Raw genomic sequence first — 22,380 nt, 5'->3', positions numbered from 1 at the left:
GGCGCGCCGCCCCTTTTGTCATTGGGCTTCACGAGCCAGGGTGCAGCCCACGATCCTTTGCATCAGCCGGTCGCGACGCGCCGGCCCCGGGCCAAGATCGCCATCTGCAGCGCGAGGCCCCCGGCCGCCACGGCGGCCGCCGCCGCCGGAAGGGCGGAGATACCGGCCAGCGTGACCACCACGCCGCCGAGCGCCGCGCCGGCCGCGCCGCCGAGATAATTCGCCGAGCTGTTCAGCGCGACGGCGACGCTGCCGTGGTCGGGGCGAAGGTGGAGCAGCGCATGCTGCTGGGGCGCCTGCGAGGCCCAGCCCATCGCGCCCCAGACCAGCAGCGGCAGGTAGCCGAACAGCGAGGCGCCGAGCAGGCCCGGCAGGGAAGCGAGCGCGAGCGTCAGGGCGGCCAGGATAATCGCCATCACCCGGCGGGGATCGCGCGTCCGGTCGATGAGTGGTCCGACCGAGAAGCTTCCCACCATCCCGCCGATGCCCCAGGCCCAGAAATACGAGGCCGCGGCACCGCCGAGGCCGGCCCGGTCCAGAAGCGGCGCCAGATAGGTGTAGAGGCCGAGGCTGGCGATGGCGGTGAGGAACGTGACCGTCACCGTGGCGACCACGGGCGCGTCGGCCAGCAGGGCCACGCGCGCCCGCCAGGATGGCGGCTCGGCGGCCTCGATGTCGGGCAGGCGCGCCAGGATCGCCACCGTCGCGACGGCTCCCAGGATCGCCACCATCCAGAGCGCGCCCTGCCAGCCGAACCGGTCCGCGATCCATAGCCCCGCCGGCACGCCGATGACCGTCCCGGTGCTCATCCCGCCCAGGGTCAGCGCCAAGGCGCGCCCCTTGCGGCCGGGCTCGACCAAGGCCGCCGCCGACGCGATCGCGACCGGGGCGTACAGGCCGGCCGCGAGCCCAGCGAGCGCCCGGGCCAGGAGCAGGCCCCACAGGCCGGTCGCCAGCGCGCTCAGCGCATTGGCCAGGGTGAATACCGCGAGCGCCAGGCCGAGGATCCGGCGCACCGGCTTGCCGGCCAGGAGCGTGGCGCAGACCGGGGCGGCGAGCGCGTAGGCCAAGGTGAAGACCGTGACGGCCTGCCCGGCCTCGCCGGGCTGGACGCCGAACGCAGCGCCGATCCCTGGCAGCAATCCCGCGACCACATACGCATCCAAGCCCAGGGCGAACATCCCGAACGCCAGAATCGCGATCCGCTTCATGTCTCGCCGCCCTCTTTACGATGTACGACGAAAATCGTACATAGACGCCGCCATGAGCCCACGCAAGTTCTTTCACCCCGACCTCGCGGACCTGACGCTGCACCGGGTCCTGTTCGCGCTGAGCGATCCGACCCGCTTGGCGGTCGTGTCGGAGCTGATGAAGACCGGCGAGCGCGCGTCCGGCGATCTTCTGGCCGAGAGCGTGCCGCGCTCGACCATGACGCACCATCTCAAGATCCTCCGCGAGGCCGGCGTAACGCGCACCCGGCCCGAAGGGATGCGCTGCCTGATCTCGCTGCGCCGCCAAGACATCGACGCGCGCTTTCCCGGCCTACTCGACGCGATCATGGCCCATGGCGGCGCGGAGGCGTGAGGGCGTGACCCTCAGCGGGTTGTCAGGGCAGGATCCTGATGTTGCAGGGCTCTGCCCGGCCGCTAAGCCTTGCGGATCGCCTGCGCCAGATCGGCCGCCTGCTCCCGGTCGCGACAGACCATCCACAGGTCGTCATGAGCCGACAAATCCGCATCGAACAGGTCGACGAACGCCGCCGGCGGGGCGGCGAGGTCCGGCCAGTGGAAGAGGCGAAAGCCCAGCGCCTCGAAGAGCGGCAGGATCGGCGCCAGGTCCCACAGCATGCTGTTGACCACCGTCGCGTCGAGCCGCCCGGTGGCCAGGAGCGCGGCGTCCGAGATCGATCCGCCCTCGCTCCAGGGGAACCAAGCCCGCCCATAATCCAGGGTGAAGCGCTGCGCCGCGACGGCGAGCCAGCCGACATGGCCGGTGCGGCTCAGGGTGGGTTTCAGCGCGCGCAGGGCTTCCGTCCGGCGCCCGCCCCGGGTCGGCGCCCAGAACGCCCGGCCCTCATAGGCCGCGAACAGGATGCCCCGGGCCGCCTCGGCGGGTTCGATGCGGGCGGGGCCGGAGCGGTCCTCGTTCCAGGCCGGCAGGTTCATCACGCCCGCGCGCGGCCACCCGTCGCGGCAGGCCGCCACCATCACGCCCCAGCCCGACAGCCCGCCCGCGAAGGGCCGCGTGCCGTCGATCGGATCGCCCACGAAGGTCCAGGCATCCCGGGCCAGCATGGCCTTGGCGGCCGCGTGGCCCAGAGCGTCGGCGGTCTCCTCCTCGATCAGGTCGGGGCCGAACCGGGCGTGGAGCAGGCGGCTGACGGCGAGGTCGGCCTCGGTGAGGGCCTGACCGAGATCAGGGCCCTTGTTGGTCATGGACAGCCCGGCCGCCCGCATCGCGAGCGCCAGCGGGGCCGCCTCCTCGGAGAAGGCCAGCATCTCGGCCAGGACGGCGTCGATCGGGGCGTCGGGCCGGATCATGCGGTGAACAGCTCGGGACGGCGCAGCATCAGCGCCTGGACCAGGACCAGGGTCTTGAGGTCGGCCAGATGGCCGGAGCGCGCCTGCTTCGCCAGGGTGGCCAGGGGCAGCTCCAGCACCTCGACCTGCTCGCCCTCGCTCGGCAATCCGCCGCCCGGTCCGACCCGGTCGGCCTGCGTGTAGGGGGCGAGGTAGAGCCACAGCCGTTCGGAGGAGACGCTCGGCATGCTGTAGGCGTGGGCCACGGGTTCGAGCCGCGCGAGCCGCAGGCCCGCCTCCTCCATCGCCTCGCGGATCGCGGTCTCCTCCGGCTCGCCGCCGTCGAGGCCCCCTGCGGGCGCCTCGTCGAGGGCCGGGGGCTCGCCCCAGAAGGCCGGGCCGACCCGGCTCTGCCGGACGAGCAGGGCGACCCGCCGCTCGGGATCGTAGGGCAGCACGCAGGCCGCCTCGCCATGGTCCTCCAGGGCCCGCGGCACCGTGCTGCCGTCGGGCTGGGTGAGCGTGGCGATGCCGAAGGTGTTCCAGCCCCTGTGGATCACCCGCAGGGGGAGAGCGGTCCGCGTGCCGGTCATGGACGGGTCAGCGCTTGGTGGTCGCGGCGGTCTGGCCGAACATCACCTTCTTGGCGTCCTCGCTCATGGTCTGGCCGTAATCGGGATTGACCTCGGGCGCCCGGGCATAGGCCGCCTGGGTGCCGGGCCGCTCCGCGATCGCGGTGAACCAGCGCTTGAGGTTGGGGTGGTCGTCGAGCTTCTGGCCCTGCTTCTCCCACGGCACGATCCACGGGTAGCAGGCCATGTCGGCGATCGAGTATTCGGAGCCTGCCACGAAGGGCCTGTCGGCCAGGCGCCGGTCGAGCACGCCGTAGAGCCGGTTGGTCTCGTTCACGTAGCGCTTGATCGCGTAGTCGATCTTCTCGGGGGCATATTGCGAGAAGTGATGGTTCTGGCCGAGCATCGGCCCGAGGCCACCCATCTGCCAGAACAGCCATTGCAGCACCTCGGCCCGGCCGCGCAGATCGCCCGCGATGAAGCGCCCGGTCTTCTCGGCGAGATACAACAGGATCGCGCCCGATTCGAACAGAGAAACCGGCGCGCCGCCGTCGGCCGGCTCGTCGTCGACGATCGCCGGCATGCGGTTGTTCGGGGCGATCTTGAGAAAGTCCGGGTTGAATTGTTCGCCTTTACCGATGTTGACCGGCTTGATCCGATACGGAACGCCCGCCTCCTCGAGGAACATCGTGACCTTGTGGCCGTTCGGCGTCGGCCAATAGTACAGATCGATCATCGGATTGTGTCCCGCTGACGCATCATCCCGGACGGTGTGCCGGCGTTCGGAAACGATGATGCCAAAACAAAGCCCCGGCGCCTCCTCGGGGATCCGCGATCCGGAAGGAGGCCCCGGGCCCCGGCGGTGGGGAGGTGGGCCTGCGACCCGCCCCGGTCAAGCATGGTCGAAAAGGGCCGCCGCGCCCGCGAGGCCTCAGCTGCCGGCGCAGCCCTGGGTGTCCACGTAGAGGGCATAGAGCGACTGGCTCGCCGCCATGAACAAGCGGTTCCGATGGCGGCCGCCGAAGCAGAGATTGGCGCAGCGCTCCGGCAGCCGGATGCGGCCGATCAGGCGGCCCTCCGGGTTGAACACCATCACGCCGTCGAGGGCGTGGTCGCCCATGCCCCAGCCGCACCAGAGGTTGCCGTCGGTATCGCAGCGGATCCCGTCCGGCGTGCCCGGCCCGGCATCGATCAGGACCCGGCGGTCGCGCAAGGCCCGGCCGCCGACCACGTCGAAGGCGACGATGCGCCGGGTCGGCTCCCCGCGGGATTCGACGAGATAGAGACGCGATTCGTCCGGCGAGAAGCACAGGCCGTTCGGCCCGGCGATGTCGTGCGCGACCACCTCCAGGGCGCCGGTCTCCGCGTCCAGGCGGTAGACGTTCTGCGGCAGCTCGGACTCGGCCCGCTCGCCCTCGTAGAACCCGGCGATGCCGAAGGTCGGATCGGTGAACCAGACCGAACCGTCCCGGGCGGTGACGACATCGTTCGGCGAGTTGAGGCGTCTGCCGTCGAACGAATCCGCCAGCACCGTGAGCGCCCCGTCATACTCGGTGCGTACGATCCGGCGGCCGCCATGCTCGCAGGTGACGAGCCGCCCCTGCCGGTCGCGGGTGTTGCCGTTGGCAAATCCCGACGGCCTGCGGAACACGCCGATTGCGTTGCTCTCCTCGTCCCAGCGCAGGATCCGGTTGTTGGGGATGTCGCTCCACAGAAGATAGCGCCCGTCCCCGAACCAGACCGGGCCCTCGCACCAGCGGAAGCCGGTGGCGAGCCGCTCGACCGCGGCGCTGAACACCCGGTAGCGGGCGAACGAAGCGTCGAGAATCTCGACGGCCGGATCGGGATAGAGCGCGCTCGGCGTCCACACGGGCTGATCTCCTCACACCGGCCGGCGAATCCGGCCACGGCGTGACCGCGATACAAGATCGCCGTGGAGACGCCAGACGCAACGAGCCGCGTTGTCGAGGGAGCTGCGTCCGCTGCGGATATCGAAGCAGCGTATCGAGGACCGGCGATGAGCAGCGCAACGCCGTACACGGGAGCGACGAGGACCAAGATCCCCCACCGCTGGTCACCGCGCCGCGTCTCCACCGCCCCCCAATGGATATGCAGTCGGTTCGTCGGTGCGAGAATCAGCCCTCGCCGTCCCGATAAAGACCTTAGCCGCCGTTGAATTGTCTGACAAGTGATCGAGGGATTTTTGAGCGGCCCACGACTGCGGGACGGTTAATCCCGGCGCGGGATACCCCCCGTGGCCCGGTGCCCCGTTGCGCCCGAACCGGCGAAACGCTAGGGATCGGAGCCCGTAACGGGGTGTCGGGGTGTGGCGCAGTCTGGTAGCGCACCTGGTTTGGGACCAGGGGGTCGTAGGTTCGAATCCTATCGCCCCGACCATTCGATCAGGAGCTTGTCGAGACCAGATGCCGAGCGCCCGCATCTTCCGCCCGTCCCGGGACGCCACCCAGTCGGGCATGGCCCGCACCAAGCAGTGGATCCTGGAATTCGACCCGACCAGCCCGCGTGAGATCGATCCGCTGATGGGCTGGAACGGGTCGGCCGACATGATGCAGCAGGTCCGTCTGGAGTTCGACACGGAGGAGGAGGCGGTGGCCTACGCCAAGCGCGAAGGCATCGCCTACCGGGTCGAGCAGCCGGCCAAGCCGGTCTCCCGCAAGGGCCTGTCCTACTCCGACAACTTCAAGTTCAACCGCACGGCCCCCTGGACGCACTGAGCCGTCAGCGGATCGATGCCGGCGTCCGGGTTCGGCACCGGCAGGCGGCTGGCCGTCGCCCCGGGGACCTGATCTCCGGGGATCCGACTATTCCCCGCGCTGTGATGGCGCCCCGCCCTCTCTCGCCCATGAGAGCGTCGCGAAGCGGTGGTGCGGCAGGCGCGGCCCAGAGCTTTACGATGTCTTGGCCACGGCGCGTCCACCGCGACGGCGCGGGACGGCCGGACCGAAAGCGGTATCGTCAGCCCTCGAAAGACTGAGATTGCCGGGGCAAATAGGCGGCTTAAGCCGGGCTCACCGCAGCATTGGACGGCTCGACACGTCGAGACCGTGCCGACGACAGCGCAGACGCGGCAGACCTCGCCCGTGCCGGCCGGAACGCGCCCGCGGAAGACGTGCCGCGGGTCGGGCGGCACCGGCTTTCTTTCCCTTGGCGCGGCACGATCCGAGCAGCGCCAACCCGTTCGAAACATGGGCGAAACGGCCGTTCGCGATGCCGGCCGTAGCGCCGTGGCGAGTGCGCCCCCGGGCCGGCCCGCCATGTGTCACCTTAATGCCCCAACGCGCCACATTTCGACGCCAGCACCAGGCAAGCCCGAGCCAAACCGACGGTTTTGCGCTAAGCGTGACGGTGGGGCGGGCTTGATCGGATCCCTGCGTAACGCCGTACCTTGGCCGTTTTCGTGGCGGACATCCGGACCGTTAAGAGACCGCAAGGGCTTGTTATCGTGACAATACGTCCACCAGCGAGTTGCCCCGCGCTCCGAATCATCGGAATAGCGTCCGGACTCGCGATTTTTGCGACGAATCCTTCTATTGCCGAGACATTGGAGAGCGCTCTCGCCAAGGCTTACCAGGGCAACCCGTCTCTGAACGCCGGCCGCGCCGGCGTCCGCGCGGTCGACGAGAACGTCGCCATCGCGCAGTCGGGCTACCGGCCGCAGGTCAATGTCGGCGCCTCGATCGGCGTGCAGTATCTCCAGACCCGCAGCGGCAGCTCGGTTTCCGCGGCCGCCGGGGCGACCAGCACGGGTGCGAGCACGGCCAGCACGGGAACCACCGGCGGCGGAACCGCGGGCTCCGCCGGAGCCTCGGGCCTCGGCGGCGCGGCCGCCGGCGCCACGACCGGGATCGGGACGGGTACCGCCGCGGGCGGGCTCGCCAACACCGGCACCTCGGCGGGCGGCCTGGCCTCGAACACCGCCGGTCAGGCGGCCGGCGGCGCGACCACGACCAACGACGTGACCTCCCAGGTCGTCACGTCCAACCGGACGACGCGCACCACCTACCTGCCCAGCAGCGCGAGCCTCACCGTCTCGCAGACCATCTTCAACGGCTTCCAGACCGACAACTCCGTCCGTCGGGCCGAATCCACCGTCTACAGCCAGCGCGAGACCCTGCGGTTCACCGAGATCACGGTGCTCTACAACGCCGTCCAGGCGTATATGAACGTGCTCAGCAACACCGCGACGCTGGAGCTCAACCGGAACAACGTCGAGGTTCTCGAGGAGCAGCTGCGCCAGACGCGCGACCGCTTCAACGTCGGCGAGGTGACCCGCACCGACGTCGCCCAGGCGGAAGCCCGGCTCGCCGGCGCGCGCTCCCAGGTCAGCGCCGCGGAATCGACCCTGCGCACCAGCATCGGCGTCTACCGCCAGAATATCGGCGTCGAGCCGCGCCAGCTGGCCCCGGGCCGGCCCCTGGACCGCTACGTCCCGGTCAGCCTCGACGCGGCGATCGCCATCGGCCTGCGCGAGCATCCGCAGGTCGTCTCGGCGATCCACGCGGTCGACGGGGCCGAGGCCCAGGTCAAGATCCTGGAAGGCCAACTCGCGCCGTCGCTCAGCCTGCAGGGCTCGCTCAGCCAGCTCTACGACCAGAACGGGCCGAACCAGAGCTTCTTCGTCGGGTTCGTCGGCGGCCGGCTCAACATCCCGATCTACGAGGGCGGCCAGACCTACGCGCAGATCCGGCAGGCCAAGGAGACGGTCGGCCAGTACCGCATCCAGGTCGATCAGGTCCGCGACCAGGTCCGGGCGCAGATCGTCGATTTCTGGGGCCGGCTCGAGGCCGCCAAGGCGCAGGTCATCGCGGCCCAGGCCCAGGTCCAGGCCAACGAGGTGGCGCTGAACGGCGTGCGCGAGGAGGCTCGCGTCGGCCAGCGCACCACCCTGGACGTGCTCAACGCGCAGCAGGAATTGCTGAACTCGCGGGTGAACCTCATCCTGGCCCAGCGCGACCGGGTGATCTTCTCCTACGGCGTGGTCCAGTCGATCGGGCAGCTCACCGCCCGCTTCACCGCCCTGCCGGTGGAGTACTACAGCGCCAAGATCCACTACGACCAGGTCAAGGATCTGTGGTTCGGCCTGCGCACCCCGGACGGGCGCTGAGGTCTTTTCCACGGGGAGTGTGTTGCAGGCGCGCTTGCCGCGACGAATTGGCATGGAATACTGTTTGACGAGCGGCCCGATCGGGTCATCTTCCGAACATCCCCTGCCCGAGCGCGCCTGTTGATGAGTGCAGCGAGCCCCAAGATCCCGGACTCGAAATTCCAGGACAAGGCTGCCGAGAAGGCGCATGAGCCTTCGATGGAAGAGATCCTGGCCTCGATCCGGAGGATCATCGCGGACGATCAGGCGGCCAAGCCCGCCGAGGTCGCGCCCGCGCCGGAGCCGGACGACGTGCTCGACCTCGCCGAGGTTGCCGAGCCGGTGATGCGGCCCCGCGCCGTGCCGCCGCCGGAGCCGACGCCCGAGCCCCTCGATTTCGACGCGATCGATTTCGGGGACGAGGCCTTCGCCGAACCGGAGCCCGAGCCGGAGCCCCCGCCCGCGCGGCCGAACCCGCCGCCGCAGCCGGAGCCGGTCTTCCAGGCCCCGCCGCGGCCGGAGCCTGAGGCCGAGACCCTGATCTCGCCGGCGACCGACGCCAGCGTCAACGGCGCCTTCAACCTGCTGGCCCACACGGTCCTGACCCAGAACGCCCGCACCCTCGAGGATCTGGTCAAGGAGATGCTCCGGCCGATGCTGAAGTCCTGGCTCGACGACAACCTGCCGGCCGTGGTCGAGCGGCTGGTGCGCGCCGAGATCGAGCGGGTCTCGCGCGGCCGCTGAGCGGCCGGCCCGCCCGCCCGGGGGTCTGCCCGGTGCCGGGCGCGTGTTGACGGACGCGGCCTGACGGTCGAAAGCGGGTCCAACCTGTTGGACGAGCGCCGGCCCATACCCGCGATGATGGACAAGACCTTCGAGCCCGCCTCCGTCGAGGCGCGGATCTCCGCCGCCTGGGCTGAGGCGGACGCCTTCCGCGCCGGCCGGCCCGAGCGCGCCGGCGCCCCGCCCTACTGCATCGTGATCCCGCCGCCGAACGTGACGGGCTCGCTGCATATGGGCCACGCGCTCAACAACACGCTCCAGGACGTGCTGTGCCGGTTCGAGCGGATGCGCGGCAAGGACGTGCTCTGGCAGCCCGGCACCGACCACGCCGGCATCGCCACCCAGATGGTGGTCGAGCGCCGGATGATGGAGCGCCAGGAGCCCGGCCGCCGCGAGATCGGCCGTGCGGCCTTCGTCGAGAAGGTCTGGACCTGGAAGGCCGAATCCGGCGGCGCGATCGTCAACCAGCTCAAGCGGCTCGGCGCCTCCTGCGACTGGTCGCGGGAGCGCTTTACCATGGACGAGGGCCTGAGCCGCGCCGTGCTCAAGACCTTCGTGGACCTGCACCGCCAGGGGCTGATCTACCGCGACAAGCGGCTGGTGAACTGGGATCCGAAGTTCCAGACCGCGATCTCGGACCTCGAGGTCCAGCAGATCGAGACCAAGGGCCATCTCTGGCACTTCGACTATCCGGTGGTGGATGAGACCGGGGCCGAGACCGGCGAGATCATCACGGTCGCCACCACCCGGCCCGAGACGATGCTGGGCGATACCGGCATCGCGGTCCATCCCGAGGATGCGCGCTACACGGCGCTCGTCGGCAAGCTGGTCCGCCTGCCCCTGGTCGGCCGCCTGATCCCGATCGTCGCCGACGAATATTCGGATCCCGAGAAGGGCACCGGCGCGGTCAAGATTACGCCCGCCCACGATTTCAACGACTTCGATGTCGGCCGGCGGCGCAATCTCGGGGTGATCAACATCCTCGATCCCGAGGGCCGGATGCTGCTCGACGGCAATGCGGCGTTCCTGGCCGACGCGTCGCCCGAGCCCGAGGCCCTGGCGCTTCACGGGCTCGACCGGGCGCAGGCGCGCAAGGAGGTCGTCGCCCTGATGGAGGCGCGCGGGCGCCTGCGCGCCATCGAGCCGAACACCCATGCGGTGCCGCACGGCGACCGCTCGGGCGTGGTCATCGAGCCCTATCTCACCGACCAATGGTACGTGAACGTCAAGCCGCTGGCCGAGCGCGCGCTCCAGGCGGTGCGCGACGGCCAGACCAAGTTCGTCCCCGAGAACTACGAGAAGATCTTCTTCCAGTGGCTCACCAATATCGAGCCCTGGTGCATCTCGCGCCAGCTCTGGTGGGGCCACCAGATCCCGGTCTGGTACGATGACGAGGGTGGGATCTTCGTGGCGGAGAGCGAGGCCGAGGCCCTGGCCCTGGCCGCGGCGAAGCACGGCAAGCCGGTGACCCTGACCCGCGACGAGGACGTCCTCGACACGTGGTTCTCCTCCGCGCTGTGGCCGTTCTCGACCCTGGGCTGGCCGGATTCGACCCCGGAACTCGCCCGCTTCTACCCGACCAACGCCCTGGTCACCGGCAAGGACATCCTGTTCTTCTGGGTCGCCCGGATGATGATGATGGGCCTGCACCTCACCGACCGGGCGCCGTTCGACACGGTCTACCTGCACACGCTGGTGCGCGACGCCTCCGGCGCCAAGATGTCGAAGTCGAAGGGCAACGTCGTCGATCCCCTCGAGCTGATCGATCAGGTCGGGGCCGATGCCCTGCGCTTCACCCTCTGCGCGCTCGCGGTCCAGGGCCGCGACATCAAGCTGTCCACCGACCGGGTCCAGGGCTACCGCAACTTCGCGACCAAGCTCTGGAACGCCGCCCGCTTCGCCGAGCTGAACGGCTGCCAGCTCGATCCCGCCTACGACCCGCGGGCGATCACCGGGGCGATCAACCGCTGGGCGCTCACCGAGGCCGCCCGGGCCGTGGGCGAGGTGACGGCGGCCCTCGAAGCCTACCGGTTCAACGATGCGGCGAGCGCCGCCTACCGGTTCGTCTGGAACATCTTCTGCGACTGGTATCTCGAGCTGGCCAAGCCCGTGCTCCAGGGCGAGGGCGTGGATCCGGCCGTCCGGGCCGAGACCCAGGCGACGGTGGCGTTCCTGATCGATCAGGTCGCCAAGCTGCTGCACCCGTTCATGCCGTTCCTTACGGAGGAACTCTGGGCGATCAAGGGCGCGGCACTGCCCGAGCGCGGCCTCCTGACCCTCGCGGCCTGGCCGGATCTGGCCGGGCTCGCGGATGCGGGTGCCGAGGCCGAGGTCGGCTTCGTGGTCGATCTCGTCACCCAGGTCCGCTCGGCCCGCTCCGAGACCAGCGTCCCGGCCGCCGCGCAGATCCCCCTGGTGATGGTCGCGGCGTCCCCCGAGGTCCGCGCCCGGGTCGAGGCCTGGCGGGACACGCTGCTGCGGCTGGCCCGGCTCTCCGAGATCACCTTTTCGGAGACGCCGCCGAAGAACTCGGTGCAGCTTCTCGTGCGCGGCAGCGTCGCGGCCCTGCCGCTCGAAGGCATCGTCGACCTCGCCGCCGAGGTCGCGCGCCTGAAGAAGGAGCAGGGCAAGGCGCAGGGCGAGATCAAGAAGATCGACGCCAAGCTCGGCAACGCCGATTTCGTCGCCCGCGCCCCCGAGGAGATCATCGAGGAGAACCGCGAGCGCCGGGAGGCCGAGGCGGCGCGGCTCGTGAAGATCGAGGAAGCGCTGGCCCGGCTCAGCGGGGATTAGGCCGCTGGCGCGGCTGGAGCGAACGGCTCAATACGGGCTCGCTCCGGCCGCAACTGGGCCCCCCTCACGACACACCGGATCATCGAGAGATCTCCCTCCGGGTGCGACGGCACGGCGGGCGTATCGTGAGGGGCTCCAAGACGAGCTTCGGTTCAAGAGTGGATCGGAAGTACCGCCCGTTGTCGCTGAGACGCGCAATTGCGGGGCCGGGTCTGCGACGACCGCGACGTCGATCAGCCGCGGGCCTGCACAGCTTCGCCACGCATCTTCGGCCGCATCGTCGGATCTGCTATATGATGCCGTCGACGAGGGCTGCCCATGCGTACGACGATCGATCTCGATGATAAACTCGTCGCCGACGCCCAACGGTACAGCGGCATCAGCGAGCGGTCGGAACTCCTGCGCGAAGCCCTGCGGGCGTTGATCCAGAGAGAGACGTCCCGACGGATGGCCCTGCTCGGCGGCAGCGATCCGACAGCCAAAGCCGCGCCGCGTCGACGCTCCGAAGCGTGATCGTCATCGACACGAGCGTCTGGATCGATCACCTGCGAGAGGCCGACCCGACGCTCATCGCGCTCCTCGGTGACGGCCGCCAGCGCGTTCATCCCTTCGTGATCGGCGAACTCGCCTTGGGAAGCCTGCGGGACCGCACCACTGTTCTGACCCTGCTGGAACGGATGCCGTCGGCCCCAATCGCCGAGCCCGATGACGTGATGCACCTCATTACGGAACAGGCCCTGCACGGCCTGGGCATCGGATACGTCGATGCACATCTCCTGGCGTCGGCGAAGCTGATGCCCGGCTCCCGGATCTGGACACGGGACAAACGCCTGGCCGCCGTGAGCGAACGGCTCGGCCTGTCATACCACGCGCCCCATTAAGGCCGGGGGCGTCCAGGTTTCGCCTCAACGGCGCGTGCCGAGCGGGCCCACGAAGGGATTGGGCGCGCTGAAGCTGCCATACGATTCGGCGGTCGAACCGCCGAAGCCGTCCCCGGCCGAGCCGCGCGGATGGGTGGAATAGTCGGGCGGCACGTAGATTCCGGCGCGGTTCCTGTAGCCTAACTTCAGATTGTCCGGGTTCTTCGCCGCGACGCCGTCGTCGTAGCGCCGCGTATCGACGTCTTCGATGGGATGGCGCTTCGTCTTCGTGGGTTTCAGCTTGGTCCGATCGCCGGCAGCGGGCTTTTCATCGAAGTAGCTCCGATAATCCCCGTACCCATCGGCCGCCATCGCCCCGATGGTCGATCCGACCAGAATGGCAACCGCAAACACCGTTCTCATCGCCCCACCCTCACGCATCTCACGCGGCGCCGACCGACAGGACCGAAGGTTACGGCCGCCTGCCGGGATCGATCGGACCCTATCGCACCTTTCCGGAAGCGCCGGTGACAGGCGGCACAAGCCGCGGAGTCTTCCCGAGCCGCCAACGAGACTTGGCTTTGCCTGATCGCCCTCCGGGAGCCGGACACGACAACCTCGTCGTTGCGGAGCTGGCGCACATGTCCAAACCGTAATTTGACCGCCACGCCGGGGTCAGGCGCCGCCCGTTAGACCGATCGCATCGACCGCCGCGTTCCCGGCGGCGTCCCGATCCGTTCCAAGAGGTTGCGATCCCCATGACCGAGACCCGTCCTCAAAACCCGATCGCCGGCCGGACCTCGCGCCGCGCCCTCGCCTCGGTGGCGGCTGCCGCGCTGATCGCCGGCGGCGCCCTGGGCAGCACCCTCCCCTCCGTGACCCCGGCCTTCGCCCAGGCCCTGCCCAAGACCCCGATCGAGGCCCCGGAGCATCCGCCCGGCTCCTTCGCCGGCATCGTCAACAAGGTGAAGCCGGGCGTCGTCTCGGTGAAGGTCAAGCTCGACGATTCGGCGAGCAGCGACGACGATGACGGGCCGAGCCAGGGCCGCAACCTCCAGAACGTGCCGCCGCAGCTGCGCGAGTTCTTCCGGCGCTTCGGCCAGAACGGCCCGGGCGGCATGCCGGCCCAGCCGCAGCAGCGCCAGGGCTCGCGCGGCGCCGTCGGCTCCGGCTTCATCATCTCGGCCGACGGTTACGTGGTGACCAACAACCACGTGGTCGACCATGCCAAGACCGTGCAGGTGACCCTCGACGACGGCCGCACCCTCGACGCCAAGGTCATCGGCAAGGATGCCAAGACCGACGTCGCGCTCCTGAAGATCAACGAGGGCTCGAACTTCCCCTACGTCCAGTTCGGCAAGACCGCCCCGCAGGTCGGCGACTGGGTGGTGGCGATCGGCAACCCCTTCGGCCTCGGCGGCACCGTCACGGCCGGCATCGTCTCGGCCCGCGGCCGCGACATCGGCGCCGGCCCCTACGACGACTTCCTGCAGATCGACGCCCCGATCAACAAGGGCAATTCCGGCGGCCCGACCTTCAACGTCAACGGCGAGGTGGTCGGCGTGAACACCGCCATCGCGTCGCCGTCCGGCGGCAGCGTCGGCCTGGCCTTCGCGATCCCGGCCGAGACCGTGCAGGCGGTGGTCGACCAGCTCCGCACCGACGGCAAGGTCGCCCGCGGCTATCTCGGCGTCCAGATCCAGCCGGTGACGCAGGACATCGCCGAGGGGCTCGGGCTCGACAAGGCGAAGGGCGCCCTGGTGGATCATGCCGAGAGCGGCACCCCGGCGGCCAAGGCCGGCCTGAAGGCCGGCGACGTGATCGAGAAGGTCAACGGCGACACGGTGGACAGCGCCCGCGAGCTGTCGCGCCGGATCGCCAGCATGAAGCCCGGCGCCAAGGTCGAGCTGGGCTACCTGCGCGGCGGCAAGGCCGACACGGCGACGGTGACGCTCGGCGCCATGCCGACCGACGGCACCAAGGTCGCCAGCCGCGAGGACGATTCGGGCAACGGCCAGCCGCGGCTCGGCCTGAACCTCGCGCCGGCCGCCGATGTCGGCCTGTCCGAGCAGGGCGTCGCCGTGGTCCAGGTCGATCCGGACGGCCCGGCCGCCGCCAAGGGCATCGAGGCCGGTGACGTGATCCTCGATGTCGGCGGGCAGAGTGTGTCCCGCCCGGCCGACGTCGCGGCGCAGATCCGCGCGGCGGAATCGAGCGGCCGAAAGGCCGTGCTGATGCGGGTCAAGAGCGGCAAGGGCCAGACCCGCTTCGTGGCGGTGTCGCTGAGCAAGAACGCCGGCTGAGGCCGGTTCCCACCCGGCGCGGGATTCAGGTCTCCCGCGCCGGGCGACGCATCCGCCTGACAGACGCCGGCCGAAGAGGTCGGCGTCTTTTTTTGTTCAGACGTCAGACTTGACGCGGGGCCGGATGTCTTCTCCGGGCCTCCAGTTTCGCGTCGTCGTCGCGCGCCGAGCGACCGAGGGCCCCCGCGTTCGGAAAGGGCGCGCGTGATTGCTGGTCTATCAGCCGGACACCGGTTGCGACGGCGTCGGGATCCCGAGCCCCTTCCCCAACCGCGTTCGGCACTTCCCCAACGACGCGAAGGCCGCGTTGGAGTCGCGCGCCAAACGCATCAGGTCGCCAATCCTGGCCCGTCCCCGGGCGAAGGCGAAGAACACCGCGGCGATATCGGGCTCGCCGTCCGGGGTGAGCGCCTGGGCCGCGAAGGCCGGGAGCGCCTGGTTGGCGGGGTCGCAGATCACCCGCAGGGCCGCGAAAGGTAGGCCGTGGCGGCCCGCGAAGGCGGCGGCCACGTGGGATTCCATGTCGACGGCGGCGGCGCCGGTCTGGGCGCGCAGCTCCGCCTTGCCGTCGACACCGAGGATCGCGGTGTCGACGCCTGCGAGGTCGGCGGGGATCACCCGGGGGCCGATCCCCGCAAGGGCGTTGAGGAGGGTGGCCGAGAGGTCGAGATCGGCCGCGCGCCGGCCTTCCTCGCCGACGATTCCCGTCCCGACCACCACGTCGCCGGGTTTCAGGGACGGGTCGAGGCCGCCCGCGATGCCGAAGCTGATCACCGCCCGGCAGCCGGGCTGCGGGCGGGCGTCGAGGAGCTGACGGAGGCGGTGCGGGTTGCCGCCGGCGCCGACCGCCTCGACCCCCTCCCCGGCCGCGAGACGGCGCTCGCGGGCGAGACCGGTGACGGCGAGGACGGGTGCGGCGGGATCGATCATGGCGCGCTGGTGGACCAGTCCGGCGAGCTCCGCAAGGAGCCGCGAGCGCCGGGGGGCCGGCGCCGCGGGATCGTCGTCGGAGGTGGCCACGTGCGGGATACCGGGGTTCGCGGGCGGGAGGAGGTTGCGATCCGCTCCGGCGTCGTCCCGAACGGTGGCGCCGGCCCGGGGGCCGGCGCCGGGCGCGTCACATGCCGAACTGGACGCGGCGGCTGTTGGTGCGCTTGAGGTTGCGATAGCGGGCCATCGCCCAGAGCGGGAAGAACTTCGGGTAGCCATGGTACCGCAGGTAGAACACCCGCGGGAAGCCGGTGGCGGTGTAGCGCTCCTCGTTCCAGAACCCGTCCGCCCCCTGCGTGCGGGTCAGGAAGTTGATCCCGCGGGTCACGGCCGGGTCGTCGACCGCGCCGGCCGCCATCAGGGCGAGCAGCGCCCAGGCGGTCTGCGAGGCCGTGGACGAGCCCGCCTCGAAGGCCGGGTCGATCTTGTACGAGGAGGCGTCCTCGCCCCAGCCGCCATCCGGGTTCTGGATGCGGATCAGCCACGACACCGCCCGCTGGATCCGCGGATCGGCGGAATCGACCCCGGCGGCGTTCAGGGCGCACAGCACCGACCAGGTGCCGTAGATGAAGTTCATGCCCCAGCGGCCGTACCAGGAGCCGTCCTCCTCCTGGTCGTTCAGCAGGTAGTTCACGCCGCGATCGAGCGCCCGGGAGGTCTCTCGGGTCTCGCCGAGCTGCGCCAGCATCCCGACCACGCGGGCGGTCACGTCCGCGGTCGGCGGGTCGAGCAGCGCCCCGTGGTCCGAGAACGGGATGTGGTTGAGGTACATGTGGTTGTTGTCGGCATCGAACGCCGCCCAGCCACCATCCTCCGACTGCAGGCCCTCGACCCATTCCCGCGCGCGGGCGATCGAGGCTTTATAGTCCGGCATGCCGGCGACCAGCCCGTGCTGGCGCATGGCCCGGTCCATCGCCATCACCACAACGGCGGTGTCGTCGAGATCGGGATAATGGGGGTTGGCGTACTGGAACGCCCAGCCGCCGGGGCGGACCTTCGGCTTGCGCGCCGCCCAGTCGCCGACGATGTCGAGCACCTGGCGGGGCTTCAACCAGTCGAGGCCGGCGCGGGCCTGGGCCTCGGCCTCGGGGCCGCCGGCCTCGAGCAGGGCGTGGCTAGCCAGCGCCGTATCCCAGACCGGCGAGACGCAGGGCTGGACGTAGGCCTCGTCGGCCTTCTCGACCACGAGCTTCTCGATGGCGTCGCAGGCCACCCGCACCTGCGGGTGATCGGGCCGGTAGCCCATCACCTCGTACATCAGCACCGAGTTGACCATGGCGGGGAAGATCGCCCCCAGCCCATCCTCGCCGTTCAGGCGCTCGCTGACCCAGGCGCGGGCCTTCTCCATGGCCCGCTGGCGGCTCTTGCGCGGCAGGCGGTCCTCGACCAACTGCAGCATCCGGTCGATGAAGCCGAAGATCGGCGTCCACGGCCAGGTGGCGTGCGGCGAGCCCGGCCAGGTGCGGACGCTCTCGGGCGGGGTGATGAACAGCTCCTGGACGCTGATCCCGCGCGGGTTGCGGGCGCGCGGCTTGGTCGCCTGGAGCACGAACAGCGGCACCACGGTGGTGCGGGCCCAGTAGCTGATCTTGTCGAGGTGGAACGGGAACCACTTCGGCAGGAACATCACCTCCACGGGCATCACCGGCACGGCGCGCCAGGGCACCTCGCCGTAGAGGGCCAGCATGAAGCGGGTGAAGACGTTGGCGTTGGCGGCGCCGCCGCGGGACAGGATCGCCTCGCGGGCCCGGCGCATATACGGCGCCTCGATATCCTCGCCGATCATCTTGAGCGCGAAATACGCCTTGACCGTGCAGCTCATGTCGAACGGACCCTCGTGGACGAGGGCCCAGCCGCCGTGCCGGCCTTGGGTGCGGCGCAGGTAATTGCCGATCTTGGCCTCGAGGCCGTCGGGAACCGGCGTGCCGCGGAAATGGTGGAACAGGACGTATTCGGACGGGATCGTGGCATCCGCCTCGAGCTCGAAGCAGATATGCCCGTCGTCATGCGCCAGGTTGATCAGCGAGCGCGTCGCCTGCGCCACGCCGCGCTCGACGTCGTCGAGCGAGATCCCCTGGGTCTTCGAGCGCTGAAGCGGCTCGACCTTGCTTACGGCCTCTCTCATGGTCCTCGCCTCGAACGGCCGCTGCGACGCGGCCGCCATGCCTCAAGCGGCGCCCAATGCGCCTGGTACCGGCGCGCGTAGCCCGGCGCGCACGGAGGATCCGTGACGCAGCGCACGCGCGGCCGTCTTGCCCGAGCGGATCGCTCCCTCGATCGTCGATGGCAGACCGGTGGCGGTCCAATCGCCTGCCAGGACGAGATTTTCGTAGGCGGTTTCGGCCCCCGAACGACGCGCGGCCTCGGCCGGCGTCGCCGCGAAGGTCGCACGCTTCTCCTTTACGATCTGCCAGCTGGGCAGTTCCGGGGCAAGACTGCACAACTGTGCGATCTCCCCCCAGATCTGGCGGGCCAGGTCTTCCCGGGGCACGTCGAGGAGCCGGTCTGCACCGCTAATCGTGACCGAGTACCGGTCCGGATAGGCGAAAAGCCACTCCGTGAGGGCGTTTACGACGCCGAGAACGAGCGGGCTGCCGGGCTTCGGCGCCAGGGCGAAATGCGCGTTCACGATGGAGCGGAATTCCAGCGGGGCGAGGAGACCGGGCAACACCTCTCGGGCCACCCAGGGCGGCAGGGCGAGCACGATTCCGTCCTCGGGGCCGATCGGCTCGGGGCCGTCGGAGAACAGGAGCTGCCCGACGCGGCTGTCTGCCCCCTCGAGACCGCGCAGGCGCCGGCCGACGCGGATCTCGCAGCCCCGGGCGGTCAGGTAGCGCAGGGCCGGGTCCACGAAGGCGTAGGACAGGCCCTCGACCGCCACCAGCGGGCGGCAGGCCTTGCCGCCGGCACCCAGGGTCTCGCGCAGGATCCGGGCGGCCAGCCCGACATCGCTGTCCCGTGGCTCGGTGTTGAGCGCGGCCAGCAGGACCGGGTGCCAGAGCCGGGCGTAGAGATCGCCCTCGCAGGCCATGCTCTCGCCGATCGTGCCGCCCGCACCCTCCGGCTTGCCGGAGGCCGCGCGCAGGATCCCGAGCGGGGCGAGATAGTCCCGGGCCCGGGTGCCGGGGACGCGCCGCGACGGGCTCATTACCCACCAGGGCAGCCGCCCGGCATTGGGGCGCAGGCGCCAGGTCTCGCCGGTCTTCAGGTCGGCGAAGTCGAACGCTGCCTCGTCGGGGCCGACGAGCGCGTCGGCGGGGGCGCCGACGGTCTTGAGGAAGCCCAGCGCGTCGGCATTGCCCGACAGCAGCAGGTGGTTGCCGTTGTCGATGGTCAGCCCGAGGGCCGGATCGTAATAGGAGCGGCAGCGCCCGCCGGCCTGCTTGGCGGCCTCGTGCAGCACCACCTGGGCGCCGGTCTCGGCCAGCGCGACGGCCGCGGAGAGGCCGGCCAGGCCGGCACCGACGACGTGGATGCGTCCCATCAGATCAGGCCATGCCGGAGGACGACGGCGAGCAGCGCGAGCTTGCCGGGCTTCACCCGGGCGCGGGGCATCGCCCAGCCGCGCGCGATTACCGCCTTGAGGTAGAGGTGGTAGGCCGCGGCCATCAGCCGGGCGGCCTTGGTCGCCTTGCGCGGGCTGCGCCGGATGATCTCCCAGGTCGCCTGGTAATGCTCCTCGGCCTCCCGGGCCACCGACAGGCAGACCTCGCCGATGCGCGGATGGCTGATCGCCTCCATGGGGGTCGGATCGGTCAGGCCGATGGCGGCCAGCTTCTCCCGGGGCAGGTAGAGGCGCCCGCGCTCGGCATCCTCGTCGATGTCCCGGAGGATGTTGGTGAGCTGGAGCGCCCGGCCCTGGTGCCAGGCGAGCCGGATCCCGTCCGCCTCCGGCATGCCGAAGATCCGCACCGACAGCCGCCCGACCGCGCTCGCGACCCGGTCGCAGTAGAGGTCCAGGGTCTCGGCGCCGGGGGCGACGATGTCCTCGACCGCATCCATTTCCATGCCGTCGATGACGGCCTGGAAATCCTCGCGCTTGAGGTCGTAGCGGCGCACGGGCTCGACGAGGTCGCGCACCCGCGGCGCCGGCCGGCCGGCATAGAGCGCGTCGATGTCGGCGCGCCAGCGGTCGAGCTCGACCTGGCGCACCGCCCGGGGGCCGCCATCGTCGGCGACGTCGTCGACGGCGCGGCAGAAGGCGTAGACGGCATACATCGCCTCGCGCCGCTCCTTCGGGAGCAGGCGCATGGCCGTGTAGAACGAGGAGCCGGCGGCCGGCAGGGCCGGGGCAGCGGAATCCTCGGCGGGGGCGGTGGTCGCGGTGGCGCTCACGAGCGGATTCCCTGAGCCGCGCCCCGCACGATCCGGCCCCGGAAGGGCCGGCGCGCCAGGGTGGCGGCGACGCCGCCGAGCGCGGTGAGCGCGAAGGCGGCCTTGCCGTGATGGACTTTTTCCGAGAGCGGATCGCGCGCGGTCAGCCCCTTGGCGAGCACCACGGCGAGGCGATGGATCGCGGCGATCTCCAGGGAGAGCCGCAGATCGTCGATCAGGTCCGGCAGGACGGCGCCCTCCTCGAGCAGGTCGAGGCAGCGCTGCGCCAGCTCGGCGATCACCGCCCGGAGAGGCGGGCTCGCCTGCGGCGCCCCGAGCATCGCCACCGTGGCGCCGTGCCGGTCGAGGGCGTCCTGCGGGAGGTAGACCCGGTCGAGGTCGGCGTAATCCTTGCCGCAATCCTGAAGGTGGTTGATGATCTGGAGCGCCGCGCAGATCGCGTCGGAGGCCGGCCAGACCCGGGCCGGGTCCTCGCCGTGCACGTCGAGCACGAAGCGCCCGACCGGCATCGCTGAGTAGCGGCAATAATGGATCAGCTCGTCCCAGTTGGCCGTGCGGTTCTTGCGCGCGTCCATCCGGAACGCGTCGAGCAGTTCGAGCGCGTGACGGGGCGGCAGGCCCCGTGCGGCGAGCTCGCGCTTGAGCGGCTCCGCCTCGGGATCGGACGGGCCGGCGCCGGTGAGGGCATCGGCCAGCCGGTCGAGCAGCGCGAGCTTGCGCTCGGACGTAAGGTCCGCGTGGTCGGCCACGTCGTCGCCGGCGCGCACAAAATTGTAGAAGGCCAGGATCGCGCCGCGGTGGCGCGGGTGGATCAGGTGCGAGGCGACCGGAAAGTTCTCGTCGCGGTGGCCCTTGCCGGAGCGCGCCGCGGTCGCGGTATCGAGCTGGCTCATCCGAGATACCCGGCTTGGCGGAACCACGTGATCGCGTCGGACAGGCCCTCGCGATAGGGCCGCGCCGTATAGCCCAGCTCCGCCCGGGCCTTCTTGTCGGAGAAGAACATCCGGTAACGGGACATGCGGATGCCGTCGATGGTTGCAAACGGCTGGCGGCCGGTGACCCGGGCCGCGAGCTGGGCGAAGAACGCCACCGGGTAGACCGCAGCCCGCGGCAGGTTCACGGTCGGCGGCTTGCGGCCGACCATGCCGGCGATGTCGGCGAGCATCTGCGACAGGAACACGTCCTCGCCGCCGAGGATGTAGCGCTCACCGATCCGGCCCTTGCGCAGAGCGAGCAGGTGGCCCTGGGCGACGTCGTCGACATGGGCGAGGTTGAGCCCGGTATCGACGAAGGCCGGCATCTTGCCGAGCGCCGCCTCCTGGATGATCCGGCCGGTCGGCGTCGGCTTGACGTCCCGGGGACCGATCGGCGTCGACGGGTTGACGATCACCGCCGGCAAGCCGTCCCGGGCGATCATCTCCTCGACCACGCGCTCGGCCACGACCTTGCTGCGCTTGTAGGCGCCGATGGCGGTCTCGGGCGTCAGCGGCATGGTCTCGTCGGAGGGGGTGACCCCGTCGGCCGGTGGTTTGATGGTGGCGACGCTCGACGTGTAGACCACCCGCTCGACTTGCGCATCGAGGGCCGCGCGCATCATCAGGCGGGTGCCGTCGCGGTTGGTGCGGACGATCTCTTCCATATCCGGCGCCCAGAGCCGGTAATCGGCGGCGGCGTGGATCAGGTAGCGCTGGCCGCGCATGGCGGCGGCCACGGCCGCCGGGTCGCGCATGTCGCCCTCGGCGATCTCGACGTCGGTCCAGGTCAGGTTCCGGCGCGGGCTCGACGCGCGCACGAGGATGCGCACCGGGAAGCCGGCCCGGCGGAACACGTCGACCAGGGCTGAACCGAGGAACCCGCTCGCGCCGGTGATCAGCACGGGGCCGACCTCGGACGGGCCGGAGGAAGTGGCCTCTACCATCACATGTTCAAAGCGTTGCGGAATGCCGGCGCGGGCGGGGGACCCCGCCGCGCCGCGCTTGTGTCATCGAACCGTCCGGGCGGCAAGCGAGGCGCGGACCCGCGTCCCCCGCCCGCTCGCGCCGGGATCAGGCCAGGCGCAGGCGCGAGCGGCCTTCCTTGCGCTCCGGCAAAGTCGCCAGCGCGGTCTTGACGATGGTGGCG

The 22,380-nt window shown here is 70.5% G+C and carries 20 protein-coding genes and 1 tRNA gene; 9 read left to right on the top strand and 12 right to left on the bottom strand.

Annotated elements, in window-relative coordinates:
* Positions 1 to 62: 62 nt before the first annotated feature.
* Positions 63 to 1,211 carry an MFS transporter gene (locus tag WYO_RS09805; protein ID WP_007561812.1) on the bottom strand — a complete coding sequence of 383 codons (1,149 nt, stop codon included), beginning with the start codon at positions 1,209 to 1,211 and terminating at the stop codon, positions 63 to 65.
* A gap of 52 nt (positions 1,212 to 1,263) precedes the next feature.
* On the opposite strand from WYO_RS09805, the gene WYO_RS09800 reads away from it, so the two are divergent.
* A complete protein-coding gene (locus tag WYO_RS09800) occupies positions 1,264 to 1,584 on the top strand; it encodes a helix-turn-helix domain-containing protein (RefSeq protein ID WP_007561810.1) in 321 nt (106 codons plus the stop codon).
* Between the two features lie 62 nt (positions 1,585 to 1,646).
* On the opposite strand, the gene WYO_RS09795 is transcribed toward WYO_RS09800, so the two are convergent.
* From WYO_RS09795 to WYO_RS09780, 4 genes are all read right to left on the bottom strand, one after another.
* Complete coding sequence (locus tag WYO_RS09795; RefSeq protein ID WP_007561808.1) at positions 1,647 to 2,540, bottom strand: inositol monophosphatase family protein; 894 nt, start codon at positions 2,538 to 2,540, stop codon at positions 1,647 to 1,649.
* Complete coding sequence (locus tag WYO_RS09790) at positions 2,537 to 3,112, bottom strand: NUDIX hydrolase (protein ID WP_007561806.1); 576 nt, start codon at positions 3,110 to 3,112, stop codon at positions 2,537 to 2,539. The genes WYO_RS09795 and WYO_RS09790 overlap by 4 nt, the downstream gene beginning before the upstream one ends.
* A gap of 7 nt (positions 3,113 to 3,119) precedes the next feature.
* Positions 3,120 to 3,827, bottom strand: a complete 708-nt coding sequence (locus tag WYO_RS09785; RefSeq protein WP_007561804.1) for a glutathione binding-like protein — start codon at positions 3,825 to 3,827, stop codon at positions 3,120 to 3,122.
* A gap of 195 nt (positions 3,828 to 4,022) precedes the next feature.
* On the bottom strand, positions 4,023 to 4,961 hold the full coding sequence (locus WYO_RS09780; protein ID WP_007561802.1) for an SMP-30/gluconolactonase/LRE family protein: 939 nt from the start codon (positions 4,959 to 4,961) through the stop codon (positions 4,023 to 4,025).
* A gap of 450 nt (positions 4,962 to 5,411) precedes the next feature.
* Between WYO_RS09780 and WYO_RS09775 the strand changes: the two genes are divergently transcribed.
* From WYO_RS09775 to WYO_RS09745, 7 genes are all read left to right on the top strand, one after another.
* Positions 5,412 to 5,488, top strand: a tRNA-Pro gene (locus tag WYO_RS09775).
* A gap of 26 nt (positions 5,489 to 5,514) precedes the next feature.
* A complete protein-coding gene (locus WYO_RS09770; RefSeq protein ID WP_007561800.1) occupies positions 5,515 to 5,826 on the top strand; it encodes an ETC complex I subunit in 312 nt (103 codons plus the stop codon).
* A gap of 728 nt (positions 5,827 to 6,554) precedes the next feature.
* Positions 6,555 to 8,216 (top strand): TolC family outer membrane protein, encoded by a 1,662-nt coding sequence (locus tag WYO_RS09765; protein ID WP_039902648.1) that lies wholly within the window; start codon positions 6,555 to 6,557, stop codon positions 8,214 to 8,216.
* A gap of 198 nt (positions 8,217 to 8,414) precedes the next feature.
* Positions 8,415 to 8,939: a DUF2497 domain-containing protein gene (locus tag WYO_RS09760; protein ID WP_039902662.1), complete on the top strand. Its 525-nt coding sequence runs from the start codon at positions 8,415 to 8,417 to the stop codon at positions 8,937 to 8,939.
* Positions 8,940 to 9,053: 114 nt separating this feature from the next.
* Entirely contained in the window at positions 9,054 to 11,771 is a 2,718-nt protein-coding gene (locus WYO_RS09755; protein WP_007561786.1) for a valine--tRNA ligase, read from the top strand.
* Between the two features lie 318 nt (positions 11,772 to 12,089).
* Entirely contained in the window at positions 12,090 to 12,284 is a 195-nt protein-coding gene (locus WYO_RS09750; protein WP_007561784.1) for a type II toxin-antitoxin system VapB family antitoxin, read from the top strand.
* Positions 12,281 to 12,652, top strand: coding sequence for a type II toxin-antitoxin system VapC family toxin (locus WYO_RS09745; RefSeq protein ID WP_007561783.1), 372 nt, complete (start codon positions 12,281 to 12,283; stop codon positions 12,650 to 12,652). Before WYO_RS09750 ends, WYO_RS09745 begins: the two co-directional genes overlap by 4 nt.
* A gap of 24 nt (positions 12,653 to 12,676) precedes the next feature.
* Here WYO_RS09745 and WYO_RS09740 read toward each other — a convergent pair whose 3' ends face one another.
* On the bottom strand, positions 12,677 to 13,054 hold the full coding sequence (locus WYO_RS09740; protein ID WP_007561781.1) for a hypothetical protein: 378 nt from the start codon (positions 13,052 to 13,054) through the stop codon (positions 12,677 to 12,679).
* Positions 13,055 to 13,389: 335 nt separating this feature from the next.
* On the opposite strand from WYO_RS09740, the gene WYO_RS09735 reads away from it, so the two are divergent.
* The gene (locus WYO_RS09735) at positions 13,390 to 14,934 is read left to right on the top strand and encodes a Do family serine endopeptidase (protein ID WP_007561776.1); all 1,545 of its coding nucleotides are present in this window, start codon (positions 13,390 to 13,392) and stop codon (positions 14,932 to 14,934) included.
* A gap of 219 nt (positions 14,935 to 15,153) precedes the next feature.
* On the opposite strand, the gene WYO_RS09730 is transcribed toward WYO_RS09735, so the two are convergent.
* The 6 genes from WYO_RS09730 to hpnA form a co-directional block, all read right to left on the bottom strand.
* Positions 15,154 to 15,864 carry a phosphorylase gene (locus WYO_RS09730; protein WP_039902658.1) on the bottom strand — a complete coding sequence of 237 codons (711 nt, stop codon included), beginning with the start codon at positions 15,862 to 15,864 and terminating at the stop codon, positions 15,154 to 15,156.
* 187 nt (positions 15,865 to 16,051) lie between these two features.
* A complete protein-coding gene (shc, locus tag WYO_RS09725; protein WP_007561772.1) occupies positions 16,052 to 18,049 on the bottom strand; it encodes a squalene--hopene cyclase in 1,998 nt (665 codons plus the stop codon).
* Positions 18,050 to 18,091: 42 nt separating this feature from the next.
* On the bottom strand, positions 18,092 to 19,411 hold the full coding sequence (gene hpnE / locus WYO_RS09720; protein WP_047170777.1) for a hydroxysqualene dehydroxylase HpnE: 1,320 nt from the start codon (positions 19,409 to 19,411) through the stop codon (positions 18,092 to 18,094).
* Entirely contained in the window at positions 19,408 to 20,259 is an 852-nt protein-coding gene (gene hpnD / locus WYO_RS09715) for a presqualene diphosphate synthase HpnD (protein ID WP_007561767.1), read from the bottom strand. Before hpnD ends, hpnE begins: the two co-directional genes overlap by 4 nt.
* The gene (hpnC, locus tag WYO_RS09710; RefSeq protein WP_007561765.1) at positions 20,256 to 21,152 is read right to left on the bottom strand and encodes a squalene synthase HpnC; all 897 of its coding nucleotides are present in this window, start codon (positions 21,150 to 21,152) and stop codon (positions 20,256 to 20,258) included. Before hpnC ends, hpnD begins: the two co-directional genes overlap by 4 nt.
* Positions 21,149 to 22,177 carry a hopanoid-associated sugar epimerase gene (gene hpnA, locus WYO_RS09705; RefSeq protein ID WP_039902645.1) on the bottom strand — a complete coding sequence of 343 codons (1,029 nt, stop codon included), beginning with the start codon at positions 22,175 to 22,177 and terminating at the stop codon, positions 21,149 to 21,151. The genes hpnC and hpnA overlap by 4 nt, the downstream gene beginning before the upstream one ends.
* Positions 22,178 to 22,380 lie beyond the last annotated feature (203 nt).

Origin of the sequence: Methylobacterium sp. GXF4 (assembly GCF_000272495.1) — a bacterium.
In the GTDB taxonomy this organism is placed as follows: Bacteria; Pseudomonadota; Alphaproteobacteria; order Rhizobiales; family Beijerinckiaceae; genus Methylobacterium; species Methylobacterium brachiatum.
The sequence above is the reverse complement of the archived record's forward strand: the minus strand, read 5'-3'. Positions and strand labels throughout refer to the sequence as shown.